Source organism: Sphingobacterium sp. MAE, assembly GCF_056711605.1.
In genome coordinates this window covers 3,664,174-3,676,642 of record NZ_CM160044.1, presented here as the reverse complement: position 1 = coordinate 3,676,642, position 12,469 = coordinate 3,664,174, and the positions used below count along the sequence as shown (strand labels likewise).

General features: G+C 38.4%; 13 protein-coding genes. 5 read left to right on the top strand and 8 right to left on the bottom strand.

The window, feature by feature from the left end; genetic code table 11:
- Nucleotides 1-142: 142 nt before the first annotated feature.
- Together AC06G9_RS15740 and AC06G9_RS15735 are read left to right on the top strand one after the other, a co-directional pair.
- Nucleotides 143-1,225: a sensor histidine kinase gene (locus AC06G9_RS15740; protein WP_480956671.1), complete on the top strand. Its 1,083-nt coding sequence runs from the start codon at nucleotides 143-145 to the stop codon at nucleotides 1,223-1,225.
- A gap of 8 nt (nucleotides 1,226-1,233) precedes the next feature.
- Nucleotides 1,234-1,941, top strand: coding sequence for a LytR/AlgR family response regulator transcription factor (locus AC06G9_RS15735; protein WP_480956670.1), 708 nt, complete (start codon nucleotides 1,234-1,236; stop codon nucleotides 1,939-1,941).
- Here AC06G9_RS15735 and AC06G9_RS15730 read toward each other — a convergent pair.
- From AC06G9_RS15730 to AC06G9_RS15705, 6 genes are all read right to left on the bottom strand, one after another.
- Nucleotides 1,908-5,057: a lantibiotic dehydratase gene (locus AC06G9_RS15730; protein ID WP_480956669.1), complete on the bottom strand. Its 3,150-nt coding sequence runs from the start codon at nucleotides 5,055-5,057 to the stop codon at nucleotides 1,908-1,910. The genes AC06G9_RS15735 and AC06G9_RS15730 overlap by 34 nt on opposite strands.
- Nucleotides 5,035-5,433: a response regulator gene (locus tag AC06G9_RS15725; RefSeq protein ID WP_480956668.1), complete on the bottom strand. Its 399-nt coding sequence runs from the start codon at nucleotides 5,431-5,433 to the stop codon at nucleotides 5,035-5,037. Before AC06G9_RS15725 ends, AC06G9_RS15730 begins: the two co-directional genes overlap by 23 nt.
- 28 nt (nucleotides 5,434-5,461) lie before the next feature.
- Nucleotides 5,462-5,605, bottom strand: coding sequence for a hypothetical protein (locus tag AC06G9_RS15720; RefSeq protein WP_293927088.1), 144 nt, complete (start codon nucleotides 5,603-5,605; stop codon nucleotides 5,462-5,464).
- 761 nt (nucleotides 5,606-6,366) lie between these two features.
- Nucleotides 6,367-7,605 carry a beta-ketoacyl-ACP synthase II gene (fabF, locus tag AC06G9_RS15715; protein ID WP_293927091.1) on the bottom strand — a complete coding sequence of 413 codons (1,239 nt, stop codon included), beginning with the start codon at nucleotides 7,603-7,605 and terminating at the stop codon, nucleotides 6,367-6,369.
- Nucleotides 7,602-8,039 carry a PaaI family thioesterase gene (locus AC06G9_RS15710; protein ID WP_480956667.1) on the bottom strand — a complete coding sequence of 146 codons (438 nt, stop codon included), beginning with the start codon at nucleotides 8,037-8,039 and terminating at the stop codon, nucleotides 7,602-7,604. Before AC06G9_RS15710 ends, fabF begins: the two co-directional genes overlap by 4 nt.
- Before the next feature lie 134 nt (nucleotides 8,040-8,173).
- Nucleotides 8,174-8,767, bottom strand: a complete 594-nt coding sequence (locus AC06G9_RS15705) for a TetR/AcrR family transcriptional regulator (RefSeq protein ID WP_480956666.1) — start codon at nucleotides 8,765-8,767, stop codon at nucleotides 8,174-8,176.
- Nucleotides 8,768-9,108: 341 nt separating this feature from the next.
- Here AC06G9_RS15705 and AC06G9_RS15700 point away from each other — a divergent pair, with 341 nt between their 5' ends.
- Nucleotides 9,109-9,279, top strand: coding sequence for a class IIb bacteriocin, lactobin A/cerein 7B family (locus AC06G9_RS15700; RefSeq protein ID WP_084405240.1), 171 nt, complete (start codon nucleotides 9,109-9,111; stop codon nucleotides 9,277-9,279).
- Nucleotides 9,280-9,289: 10 nt separating this feature from the next.
- Nucleotides 9,290-9,418, top strand: coding sequence for a hypothetical protein (locus AC06G9_RS15695; protein ID WP_293927100.1), 129 nt, complete (start codon nucleotides 9,290-9,292; stop codon nucleotides 9,416-9,418).
- A gap of 426 nt (nucleotides 9,419-9,844) precedes the next feature.
- Here the strand turns inward: AC06G9_RS15695 and AC06G9_RS15690 are convergent, their stop codons facing one another.
- On the bottom strand, nucleotides 9,845-10,141 hold the full coding sequence (locus tag AC06G9_RS15690; RefSeq protein WP_045752172.1) for a helix-turn-helix domain-containing protein: 297 nt from the start codon (nucleotides 10,139-10,141) through the stop codon (nucleotides 9,845-9,847).
- A gap of 156 nt (nucleotides 10,142-10,297) precedes the next feature.
- Here AC06G9_RS15690 and AC06G9_RS15685 point away from each other — a divergent pair, with 156 nt between their 5' ends.
- The gene (locus AC06G9_RS15685) at nucleotides 10,298-10,435 is read left to right on the top strand and encodes a hypothetical protein (RefSeq protein WP_480956665.1); all 138 of its coding nucleotides are present in this window, start codon (nucleotides 10,298-10,300) and stop codon (nucleotides 10,433-10,435) included.
- 306 nt (nucleotides 10,436-10,741) lie between these two features.
- Here AC06G9_RS15685 and AC06G9_RS15680 read toward each other — a convergent pair whose 3' ends face one another.
- Nucleotides 10,742-12,460, bottom strand: a complete 1,719-nt coding sequence (locus AC06G9_RS15680; protein WP_480956664.1) for an IPT/TIG domain-containing protein — start codon at nucleotides 12,458-12,460, stop codon at nucleotides 10,742-10,744.
- Between the last annotated feature and the right edge of the window lie 9 nt (nucleotides 12,461-12,469).

The window sequence follows — 12,469 nt, the reverse complement described above, 5'->3', positions numbered from 1 at the left end:
TAAATGTAAAATATCGATTTAATGAGATAACGATTTTTTTACAATGCAGCATTTTTTGTTTTTTTAGATTTATTTTTAGTATTCTTATGCATTTGTTGTCTGTCCTAACAAGAGAGACCTTCAACTCATGACAAGTTAAATTATGTGGGGAAAGTGTTATAAAACACATGTTCGTATGGTGGTTCATCTACTCTTTTGGGTAGCGGTATCGCTATTATATTATCTTTCGTATGAAAGGCTGGTCGGGGAGTACTATTGGATTTTTATGATGAAGGACTTGTTTGTCACGTCCACCTTATTTTATCTGGCTTCTTGGTTATTGCCAAAATGGGTATTAAAAGGTAAGATCTTGCTGTCTTTAATTGGGATTGTTTTTTCTTTCTTGTGGTGGGTGGGCTGTACCTATGTCATCTGTAAAATCGGTTCGGATATGATACCTCCATCTGAGTCTAAAATACATGCCTATTTTAATATTTTTTTGGAGGATGGTTTTTGGGGTGCATTTTCATATCAAAATCTATCCGATGTTATTCTTGATTTTCTATTTTTAATTTCCCTTCCGCTGTCGCCCAAGCTGACTAAAGTGATTTTTGAGGATGCGCATAAATTAACGGTTTTGGAACGCGATAAGGCCAGCCTGGAACGCGATAATCTGCAATTGGAACTCGACACATTGAAATCACAGATATCTCCGCATTTTGTTTTTAATACCTTGAACAGTATCTATCGTATGGCTGAAAAACAAGATCCCAATACGTCTGATTCGATTTTGAATTTATCAAATTTATTAAAATACATCTTGTACCAGACCAAAGGCGATCGGATTTATATCATACATGAGGTGCAGTTTTTGAAAGATTTCTTACACCTGATGAAGCTGCGGTATCCAGAAGACGTGAGGATCGAAATCACAACGGAGAATACCGATGAACCTTACCAGATCGTACCGCTGATATTAATGCCTTTTATTGAAAATGCAATTAAACATGGGCCGGATCGCAGTCGGAAAGACGCTTGGGTGAAGGTGTCGATCAAGATTGAAGATGGCATGCTCAAGTACCGGGTCTCCAATAGTGTCAATAATCGGGCTGAACAGCACCAAAACGGTGGCCTAGGGCTGCAAAATATAAAAAGAAGATTGGATATTTATTATCATGGCCATTATTTGCTTGATATAAAACAAGATGATCAGCTTTATAGCGTATTATTAGAGATTAAACTTTGAAAGGGAAAATGATGAGATGTATCATAATTGATGATGAAGAGCTGGCACAGGAAATACTGGTGTCTCACTTAAAAAAGATTGGAGATATGGAGATTCTGGGGGTGTATGACAATGCAATGGATGCGCGGATGATGTTGAATTCGAATGAGGTTGATCTTGTCTTTTGCGATATTCAGATGCCTGATGTCAGCGGTGTCACATTTCTAAAAAGTTTGCGAAATCCACCTTTATTTGTATTTGTGACGGGCGATCCTTCCTATGCACTGGAGAGTTTTGAACTCCATGTGCTGGATTATATTTTAAAGCCGTATGGTGTGGACCGGTTACTCAAAACGTTGGAGAAAGCAAAAGCCTATGTGGATGGCGAAAAAAAATCCAATTCGGAACGCAACTTTCTGATTATTAAAGATCGATCCCACATCATTATATCTCCATACAACGAGGTGTTTTATATTAAAGGGGATAAGGATTATGTCTGGATAGAGACTTTGGAAAAGAGATATAATGTATGGAAGAGATTGATCGATATGGAAGCGGCATTATCCAATGCGAAGCAGTTTGTGCGGATCCATAAGTCTTATATCGTTAACTTGGATTTTGCAAAACGCGTAGAAGGCAATGTGATGATCATGAAAGGTAGCATAGGAAATATTCCGATCGGCGGCCAGTATAGAACGGAGCTTTATCGAAGGTTGGGACTTTCTGGAAATGAATAATTTTGATGTGCTATAGCGCTGGACTGTAGGTGTGCCGACCGGAGGTATTTGGACAGGAAATGATAGACGACCATCTCTTGTTCGCGTTGTTTTTGAGCAAAAATTCGATTGAAGAACATGTGGATCAAAGCAGCCATGATGGCTTGAGGTTGTTCTTTAAATTCAGGTGTGTCGAGGCATTTGATGCTGATCTCCTTTATTCGGCTGTTATACTGATCAAGTGCACGCGATATCTCAGGATATTGATCGGATAGGTTCTTGAAAAAGTCATGAATCAGATGATACTTTGCCCGATAAGTCATATCCATGGAATAGCGCAGTTTTTTATAATGGTTAAATTCAATCAAAAACTGATCTCTTATTTTTTCGGTGAGCGCAATTTTTTCAGAGACCGTGAGATGAAAAGACGACAAGATGAAATGGGCTCCTTTTAGGGCAATAAGCCATCTTAAATTGGCATTGTTTTCTGTTTTTAAATGCGGCAATAGATTCAGGATCAATTCACTTTCTGCGTGAAATAGCTGTTCGCAATAGCCCATATTGCTGGCTCCATACCGTTCTAATTCCCGATCGTAAGTATCATACTGTATGTTGAAGATCTTCTTTTGTGAAATAAAAGGTTCGCAGTACTGATTGATGAACTGGATGATGTCCGCAAGAGCATCTGTGCCTTGTTCGCGGAGTTTTATCCTGATTCTTACATGTGGATCGGGATCGCTGTAACGGATAAAAAACCATTTTTTTAGATATTTTTTTTCATGGAGTAGCGCAATTAGTTTTGGGATGGGATCGGAGAGAATCCGATCAAAGGTACGTTCTGCAGCATACAGTTTTACATACAGCCACTCTGTGCCTAATGGAAATTGTCTTGTCGTGGTTGCTGCATATGCCGAAGATAAGGGGGCAGTGCTTTTGTAATGCCCAACTTTGTAGGGAATAATGATTTCATTGTTGAAATGCTCACCATTTTCGCCTTGGACAACACTCTGATAATGATCATACAGGTATTCTACTATCGTCATGTTATTTTTTGATAATTCTTGTAACAGCACTTTTGCTCCCATGACACTGGTAAGATCAAGGAATAGTTCATGGTCTCCTTCGGTCAGGAGTATGCGATCGGGGAGGCCATATTTGGATTTGAGAAAGCTGATACTTTGCTGAATATCCGTTTCATGGTGACTGGCTAAATGTTGTTGTTTGATTTTCCAGCGTGCTCGGGAGAGGATAACATGTTTGTAGGTAACACGTGGTAAATACGTTTTTGCAGATAAAGAACCCCAGTCCCATTGGAGATCCATGCCCCAATCTTGCTTCTGCAGATCGCATAGAAATCGGTATATGACCATCCCATAGTGAAAATTATGTGCACTACTGAGGCGGGGAATAATTTCTTTGTTTAACCTTTTGGAAATGAGCTTGATATTGCCATCCTTGACGGTCACCTCGATATCTTCCAGTTTAATCGTATACTCATCTTGCACCGCGGCTTGACAGATGATGGGGATCTCATACTGGTAGAGAGAAGATCGTGTAAGGACATTGCCTGCTCTTGCATTGGGCAGAAAGATGACTTCTGCTAAAATAGCTCCTTCGACCTGTTTTTCCTCATAGGCAGCGATTTCTAAAAGCTTTTCTTTTAATTTGGGATCTAAATGGTCAAATCTTGTCATTAGGGGCAAGGCTGAGGCTCCTCCGGCTTTTAAAAGATTGAATTTATAAGGACCATCAGCTTGATGTTTGTCCTGGTCCCATAGCAGATTTCCCAGCAGGTACATGCCCAGGATAGGCTTGTTGGCGATCGCTTCAGTTTGTTGCTGAAAGCGCTGGAGATCATGCTCTTTTAATTCCAGAACCTGCAACCTGGCTGCTGGGTGATCTGATTTTTCGTCCATTAGCGTCTGTATGATCGCGTTGAATCTTTCCGCTGGATCTGGAACGGAACGGATGTTGAAATTTTCCAGAAGCGGAACGGTTTCATCCGAGAGCGAACTGGCCATCCCATAGCCAATACCTATTTCTGGATCTAATGCTTCCATTAATGGAATCTTCCTCTCGCCATATTTCGACTGAAACTTGTTGATAAATGTAATCAGGTCCGGAGATCGGGTATTCTTGTTGAGGATGCTCAGCTCTGTGAGCTCTTGAGATAGCTGCTGGATCATGGCAGCATCGATCTGGTTGGTCACGGTATCTCTTCGGTAATCGACTTGATAGATTTGTTTGAAATGAACAGCTAGAGAAGATTGAATCTGTTGTTGGAGCGCAGTCAGTTTCGAGAGATCATAGAGAGCATCCCTGTGCTGTCTGACCTGTGCGACCTCAGGAAGTAAAGAGAGGTCTATTTTGTCTCCTAAATGTGAAGATAGCGTGGTCATCAGTTCGTGTGAACGCTCTCTGGTGACGATGGGCTCTAACTCGGGAATGAGCAATTTTATTGCGATCAGTTCATCAATATACCCACTAGCTTGATCTTTGCTGAGCGCAAGGGCAGTCAATGATTGTGTCATTGCATGGTAGGTCATGCCTTCTTTTGCGAGGTTGATGAGGTTGGACAGTAATGGATTATCTTGGATTTTGCGCCATTGAAAATAACGATTTTCGCCTTGATCGATGTATCCAATATAGGCTATTGTCGTTTGTTGATAGACTAGGGTGCTATTGGGAAAATAGGTCATATTTTCTTTGACCGCTGAATCTGACAGCAGCTCTTGGGTCGCTTTCAGTCGTAATTCTTGATCAAAACGGATGTGGCTCACGATACTCTTTGATAGTTGTAAGGAGGTCTTGGTCCATGAAAATTGACCGTAGGAAATGCCAGCAAATTGTCCAAAGGGAGTTGGCCGGCTTGACATCCGGATCAGGTATCTGTACAGGGTCGTGAACAGTTTTTCTTTCTTTTTATGTGTCCCCGTTTTGGTATATTCAACAAGTTGATCGTATACTTCGGTATTTGCGAAATATAATGCCTGAAGTGTTTCCGGATTTTCGAAGAATTGCAGGAGATAGGAATAGACCTCTTCTTGGGAAGACAATGGCTTCAATTTGTCTAAAACTGCTGTTGAAAATCGAGGGGTTCTTAATAAAAAAAAATCAAACGGTACCAGGGGATTCACAGATTTCGGATTTTAATTTGAAAACTATTTTTTCGACACAACGGCTAAAATTGGCGTAGGAAATCGGTTTGGATAACTCAAATATGGGTCCTGCAGGAAGCGGTCCTCTGTAGAGATGTAAAGGAATCCCGGAAATCAAGGCAATGCATGAAGAGGCGGGGAGTTGCCCCAGATGAAAACCATTGCTTTCACCAGGGGATATGATTAAATCCAAAAAGATCATGTTAGGGGTCAGCTTTTGGACCAATCTTTTGACTTCAGCCAGCTCGCTACCAATACCAAAAAGGATCAGATCATCTCTTCTGTTGATGTAATCGCTAATCATATCGATGGCCATGGCATCGTCTTCGATCAATATGCAGGAATATCTTTGCATAAGCGCGCCTCCCTTTTTCTAGTTGGACTTAATGTGTCCGAGTGGTGAGCGAGGTAATTCCGCCACTATCTTCTTCATCAAATATTCCTTTATGAGCAATGGCAACGTGATCTGCACTAGCAACGATTTCGTTTTCGATCATTAAAAATTGTTCGATCAGCTCTAGGTTCAAATTTTCCATCATTTTAAGATTTAGTGATAATTTGTTTTTCCCTAAACTCGCTCATCTATGTTCTGAAAAAAAATATTCTCGACCAACTTGATTTTGACCTATACCAAAGCCTGTAATTACTCTATTTGTCGGTTGATAGGATTGAAAGTGTGTTTTTTGATCTATTTTTTGTAGTGGTCGAGGAATAACTTGGTTTGGTGTAGCTGGTATTTGTATTGGTCGAGAAACGAGCTTGGTATTTGGTTATTTTAAAAAGTTTTTAGAAAAAGAAAAAGCACATTGGGAAGGCCATTTTCTCTTCTGAAAAAGTTGTTATGTTGGAGAAGTGTGAGATGATCACAGTTGGTTATTAGATCATTGGGAGGATACAGCTGCTGATGTCAAGTGGAGAAGTTTTTGGCTTGGCTTTTAATAAATGATACACATGTAGGTCTTGGTCGACCTACATGTGTATTCAATAAATAGGGGTGCATTGATTACTGATGCATAAAAGGTATAAATCGTTGTCAGATCACGCTCCTCAAGAATGCCTGCAAATTTTGAAGCCTGTCTTGTAATAGACTGCCCTAGCTCTGCAGAGCAGACAGCGGCATGTAAACGCGACCCCTATTTTTGGGGTAGCTGTGTATGGCACCTCTTATTTCCTAAGATTATTGCTGCTTCCCATTTAGCGGCTGTAACTTAGTAAATTTCCTAAGAACCACCTCATAAATTGATATTTGTTTGGATATAGGAACTATTTCTTTCCTTGTTAACTAAATTTAGATGTTACGAAAAACCAAAGTAGCATTATGTCCACCAAATCCAAAAGCGTTGCTCATAGCGGTTTTGATGATCTTTTCCATGGGTTTGTTTTTGACAATTTGAATAGTTTCTGGAATGTCCGTATCCAGTTCTTCAATATTGATGGTTGGCGGAATGATATTGTCAGTAATCGATTTTATAGCTAAAATAGCTTCAATTGCTCCAGCTGCTCCCAACAAATGGCCGGTCATGGATTTGGTGGCACTGACCCACAAATTTTTGGAACCTTTGAACGTTTTTTCTACGGCTTTTAGTTCTGCAATATCGCCAACAGGTGTAGAGGTGGCGTGCAAATTTAAATAATCCAAATCTGAAAAATTGAGTTTTGCTTCTTCCATAGCAAGCTGCATGGCTTTTGCCGCTCCTATACCCTCAGGATGTGGCGATGTCATATGGTATGCATCTGCAGTCATGGACGCCCCCACCAATTCGGCATAAATTTTGGCTCCTCGCTTTTTGGCATGCTCATATTCTTCCAAAATCAACGCTCCAGCTCCTTCTCCCATTACAAAACCATCGCGATTTTTATCAAACGGACGACTGGCTGTTTTCGGGTCTTCATTTCTCGTGCTCATCGCTTTCATTGCAGCAAAACCACCCACCGATGCTGCGGTAATGGGCGCTTCGGAACCACCGCTCACAAAGACTTTTGCTTTGCCCATGCGGATGTAATTAAACGCATCCATAATCGCTGTATTGGCTGTGGCGCAAGCTGAGACCGTGGTATAATTGATACCCTGTAAACCAAATTTCATCGAAATCATTCCTGAAGCCATATTAACAATCAATCGGGGCACAAAAAATGGGCTGAATCGGGGGATATAATTCCCGGTTACGTAATTTTCAACTTCTGTTTCAAAAGTTTCCATTCCGCCTTGTCCTACTCCCCAAATCACGCCAATGTCGAATGGATCGATGGTGGAAATATCTAAACCCGAATCTTCCAAAGCTTGCGAGGCACTGTATAAAGCGTACTGCGTAAATAAATCGCTTCGTTTTATTTCGTTACGATCCAAGTATTTTTGGGGCTCAAAATCTTTTATTTCGGATGCAATTTGGGTGCGAAATTTGGACGCATCAAAACGGGAAATAATGCCCGTATTGTTTTTTCCTTCAAGGCTGTTTTTCCAAAAGGTGTCTACATCATTTCCCAATGGATTGATGGTACCTAAACCTGTTATGACAACTCGTTTCATGTATTTTTTTTTATTTCAGTTTTAAATAAATTGGAAGAACCTTTGGCAATTAATCTCGTCTTATCGGCATTCCAAATCTCACATTCTGCGTTGATGAATTGCCTTCCTTTCTTGATAATAAGCGTTTTTGCGATGATGGTCTCCCCTGATTTTGCGGTTGAAAAATAATCAATCACATTGTTGATGGTGGTGTAAAAATATGCTTCATTTAAAGAAAACATGGTAGCACCCAAAACGTCATCAACAATAGCTGCAGTTACATCGCCGTGCAGATTTCCAATGGGATTGAGCCACTCGGGGCGAATCCGGTATTCAAATTCTAATGCACCCGTTTCTACACTTTTCACAACAGGATTTAACCAATGCATAAATGGCGATGGCGATGCCGTAAACTCTTGGCCGATACAGGATTTCATTATTTCTAATGGACTCATATTATATAGTTTATCTTTTCTAAGTGTTCTTTCTGGTGCTTCCTTAAAATCAAGCTGTGTTAATGGTACTCATCTCAAAAAGATTGGATGGTTAATGGTCAACATACCGATGGATATATTGTTTGTCCAGTTTTTTAGATGACGATTTCATCATTGATAATTTTTACAATCCGATCTAATGCCCAATATAAATTTTGGGGTGCATTCGTTACTTTTGAAAGCAAAATTCCGCCTTCAATCAACATTAAAAAGGTGGTTGCGTATTCTTTTGAATTGATATCTGGACGAAATTCATGTTGTTCTATTCCCAATTTAATCATATGCTCCAATCTTTTAGTCCAACTGGCAAAAGCATCTTGAACGGCAGAGGTCATAAATGGCAGCGCATCGTCTGTTTCGATAGCTGCATTTAACATGGGACAACCGCCAGTTTCGGAAATAGCAAACCAGTTGTTTCGATAAAATTGGGTATACGCAATGAGTTTATCGTAGGCGCTGGTTTCCATGGAAACAGCGCGATCAGCATTTTTCGCTAATTCCGCTGAACTATGTTTGAATACAGCAATCATGACCTCTTCTTTATTTTCAAAGTTGCCATAAATACTACCTTTTGTCAAGCCGGTAGCAGTGGTCATATCTGATAAAGAAGTTCCGGCAAATCCATTTTTATTAAAAAGTACAGCCGTTTTTTCGATGATGAATTGCCGAGTTTGTTCTGCTTTTGACATTATTTTTTAAAAATATTTTTTAGTCATGATTGAACAAATATACGATTATATACCGAACGGTATATATTTTTATGAGATTTATAATTTAAACCTCGTACGTTAGCTGGTATTGGTTTAGTGTATTTATAATCTTCATCTTGCTAATGGTTGGCAGGATGATGAAAAAAGGTCGAGCACTACCTACTTTAGTCCAATCATCAGGGAAATTTTTTACTTACAGAAATGTTTTAAATGCTTTTTTTGTGCATTGGTCGATCGTAATTTAGTATTGTTGATCAACACAGCAGTCATCCGAAAAGGCTTATCAAATAGAGTAGGAGTAATTCTTTTATAAACAAAATATGAATAATTTAGAATTAAAAACGATCGGCGTCCAAGAAATGGATATGAACGAAATGGTACAGGTTGATGGAGGTATAATTCCTGTACTTGCTCTAGGTTTTGCTGCAGGAACTTTTTCTTTGGCTTTAGGTTATTATGCTGGTAAAGCATTATATTATGCAACTCATTAATTATAGAGTTATGACGGATTATCAATTTAAAGAATTATCTTTTGAGGAACAAAAAGATACCAATGGTGGTGGGCTTATTCCATTAATTCTATTGGCAATGTATGTTGGATATAAAGATGCTGAGGCCGCCAATAAATAAGTAATATTAAACACTAAAAAACTGGATTGGGAAAATGGTTAATAGGGGTCTGAAAATATTTTTTCTGTTGTCCCCATTTTAATTTCTCTATTACGGCTGATACTTTTACTAGCTTAGTAATTAAAGTTTTGTAGTTTCTAAATTTAGTTTATTTAACATTAGATTGACAACTTTAGATCTAGTGTTGAATAAACTTTTATATTCTAAAAATACACAAAAATATGCTGTAGTATTTGCTGCATCGCACGCTCGGATGATACTAGATCTCAAAGTAATCTCAATGACCTATGATAGGTGTCTTGCTGTATAGATCGTTAATTTAGACTCCTATGTCGGATAGATAATCCTAAATAATCCTGCCATAACATTCTCTTGGATAAGCTTCACTATAATCTTCAAATAACTTCGTGATTCTGACAGTACTGCCTATTTTAATGTGGATTTGATTTTCCTTATTCCTACAAGTAGGTATTGATATACTAAACCAAAAATGTTTTCTCCTGTAAAATCACTGGCTAGTGATGGTGGTAAAAGTTCGTAAATACTGATACCAAAATACTCGGCAATTTTGTAGACCTGATCTACTTTTACTTTTGTTTCATTCCTTTCAATTTTTGAATACGCGGCTTGCGACATCTCCAGATGATAAGCAACTGCTTCTTGCGATATTTTGAGCGTTTCTCTCTTTTCCCTAATGAAAGTTCCAATCTTATGTTTTGACATAACTTATATTAAAATTTCCAATAGACAAATTTAAGAATATAACTTGAGGTTATAAAATTTACATGTGTTAAAACTGTAGGTTGTAGTTTAAAACCTGTGGTTGTGGTTTAGTGTGTTCTATTTCAGGAGTTTTGAGAGGTAATAAAATCAACAATCATGGAAGAAAAATTAAACAATAGTCATGTGGTGGCACTAAGTCCAGAGGAAACAAGAGCAATAAATGCGGGCAGTAAGCGAAGGGGCGAGAAGCTTAATAATTGGTTTGAAAAGATGTGGATGTTATTTACAAGCTAATCATTTAACTGAGAATCGAAGTAAAGATTTTTAATCCAGCTTGAGGCCGCACAATCTGTCTTAGAACGGTTCCAATAAGATAGGCTGATAGATGTAAATATTTATTAATCGAACTGTTTTTAATCTGAGCTAATTATAATAAGATCAATAATCAGAAGATCCAACTTTGCATGGCACTATTTCGTTCCAATTTGTGGTGAAATAGTGGTGGTCGTGTCATAAAAACCTCCTGAAATACTCAATTCAGGAGGTTTTATTTCTAATATGAGAATGCAATAATTCTGATGGGCTATCTGTATCAATCGCCTATAAAACTTCGAAAAGGTCCTTATATTTTACTGTCGTACCATTTAATTTCATTTCAATCGCGGATTTTCCTTTTGGAGCAAAGGCTGGAATAATAAAACGAATTTCATCAGTGCTTCGATAGATACTATTGGCATATGCTCCTCCTAGAGTGGTTTGTATGTAGAGCAATCCCTTACCTTTAATGGTTACAACATCTCCTGGATAGCCCTTGAGTGGTGATATGTTATCGACCTGAAAATCGTGTATATACAGCTTTTGCTTTTTAGGGGCATAATAACTTTCATTGTAATTGATATTTACACCATATCCTATCTGAATTTCTGTTTCTCCGATGACGTAGCCCGGAATGATGAAAGATATTTGACCATTTTGAGCGATAGCACCTTCTCCGATCCCATTTCCGATAATGGAATATCCGTGACCATCAATAAAATTACCGGTTATTGTAAATGGCTCTCCGACATATCGTGTTGTATTGGAAGGTGTATCCCATTTCAAGTTTCTAACTTCTACTTGCTCTGTACTAGTTACGCTATAAAAAGGACTGCTGTAACTAAAATTGTAAACACCATCTGGAATATTACGCACAGTAAATGATTGAGTTTCATAAGAACTGTTAAAATAATGCGGTACGCTATGTTTGCCTAGATAATACTTGGGTTGATCGGGATTCATAATGTAGGTGTACAGATCAATACCGTTTATATTCATTAAAGAGGGAGAATGAATGACCTTTCTTTCAAAGTGGATATTACTGCCAAGGGGCTTGATCAGTTCTATGGAATCTTTGAAGACGACCGAGTCTTTTCCATTGTAATAACCCAATTGAAATTTAGATCCTTTTAGCCCTTCGATCTCATGAAGATAAATCTGTGATCTGTATTCTATTTTTTTTCCATTGATTAGGATATAAAATGGGGCAGAAAATGGTATTGCATCTCCATTTACCGCTATCCCGGTGAGTTGTATAGGTTCGTTGAGATAGATCTTATTTTGTGCAGGCGGATTTAACGAGCCCAAGATCTGAATACTGGCGACTTCTCTATTGGTTTGATAGCCCGATTGATCGCTGATCTGCAAGAAAATAGATACAGTATTGCCATGATAGAATTTGTCCGACTTTGGTAAGGTAAAGGTAAGGCTTTTACGGTCGCTAGAAACTTGAAAAGGTAGCTGGACCTCCTGTTGGTATTGATGTTGATAATACATCTTAATGTTTTCCGTGAGAAATTGGAAATCGCCGGTAACGGTTATTTTATCGTTATTGGGAACTAATTTTAGCTGTAAAAGATCTATTTTAATTCCATCCACTTCAAAAATATTACTTTCGCCACGATAGAATCCGTTTTTAGTTTTGACATATAGTGTATAACGATAACGATCGCCTAATTCGAAATTGCTGCTATGTTGATACTGCAATGTGACCTCACCGACGGAAACTTTGCTTCCAATGCTGACGACAATTTCTTTTTCATTTTCTTTTATCTTTTGGATTATAAATCCATAATCTTCCACCGGCATTCCATTTAATCGAGAAATATTCCCTTTTAAAGTAACCGTTTTTCCTGCCAAGTTACTAAAAGAGGTTGTTTTCAATTGTACAGGGCTGTAGTCAATAGGCTCAATGACTTCTTTTTCTTTACATCCAATAAGTATCCCCAGACAGAATATAGGAATCCAGAATAAGAAAATTTTAGCTATAGATTTAGTTTTCATAATAATTTC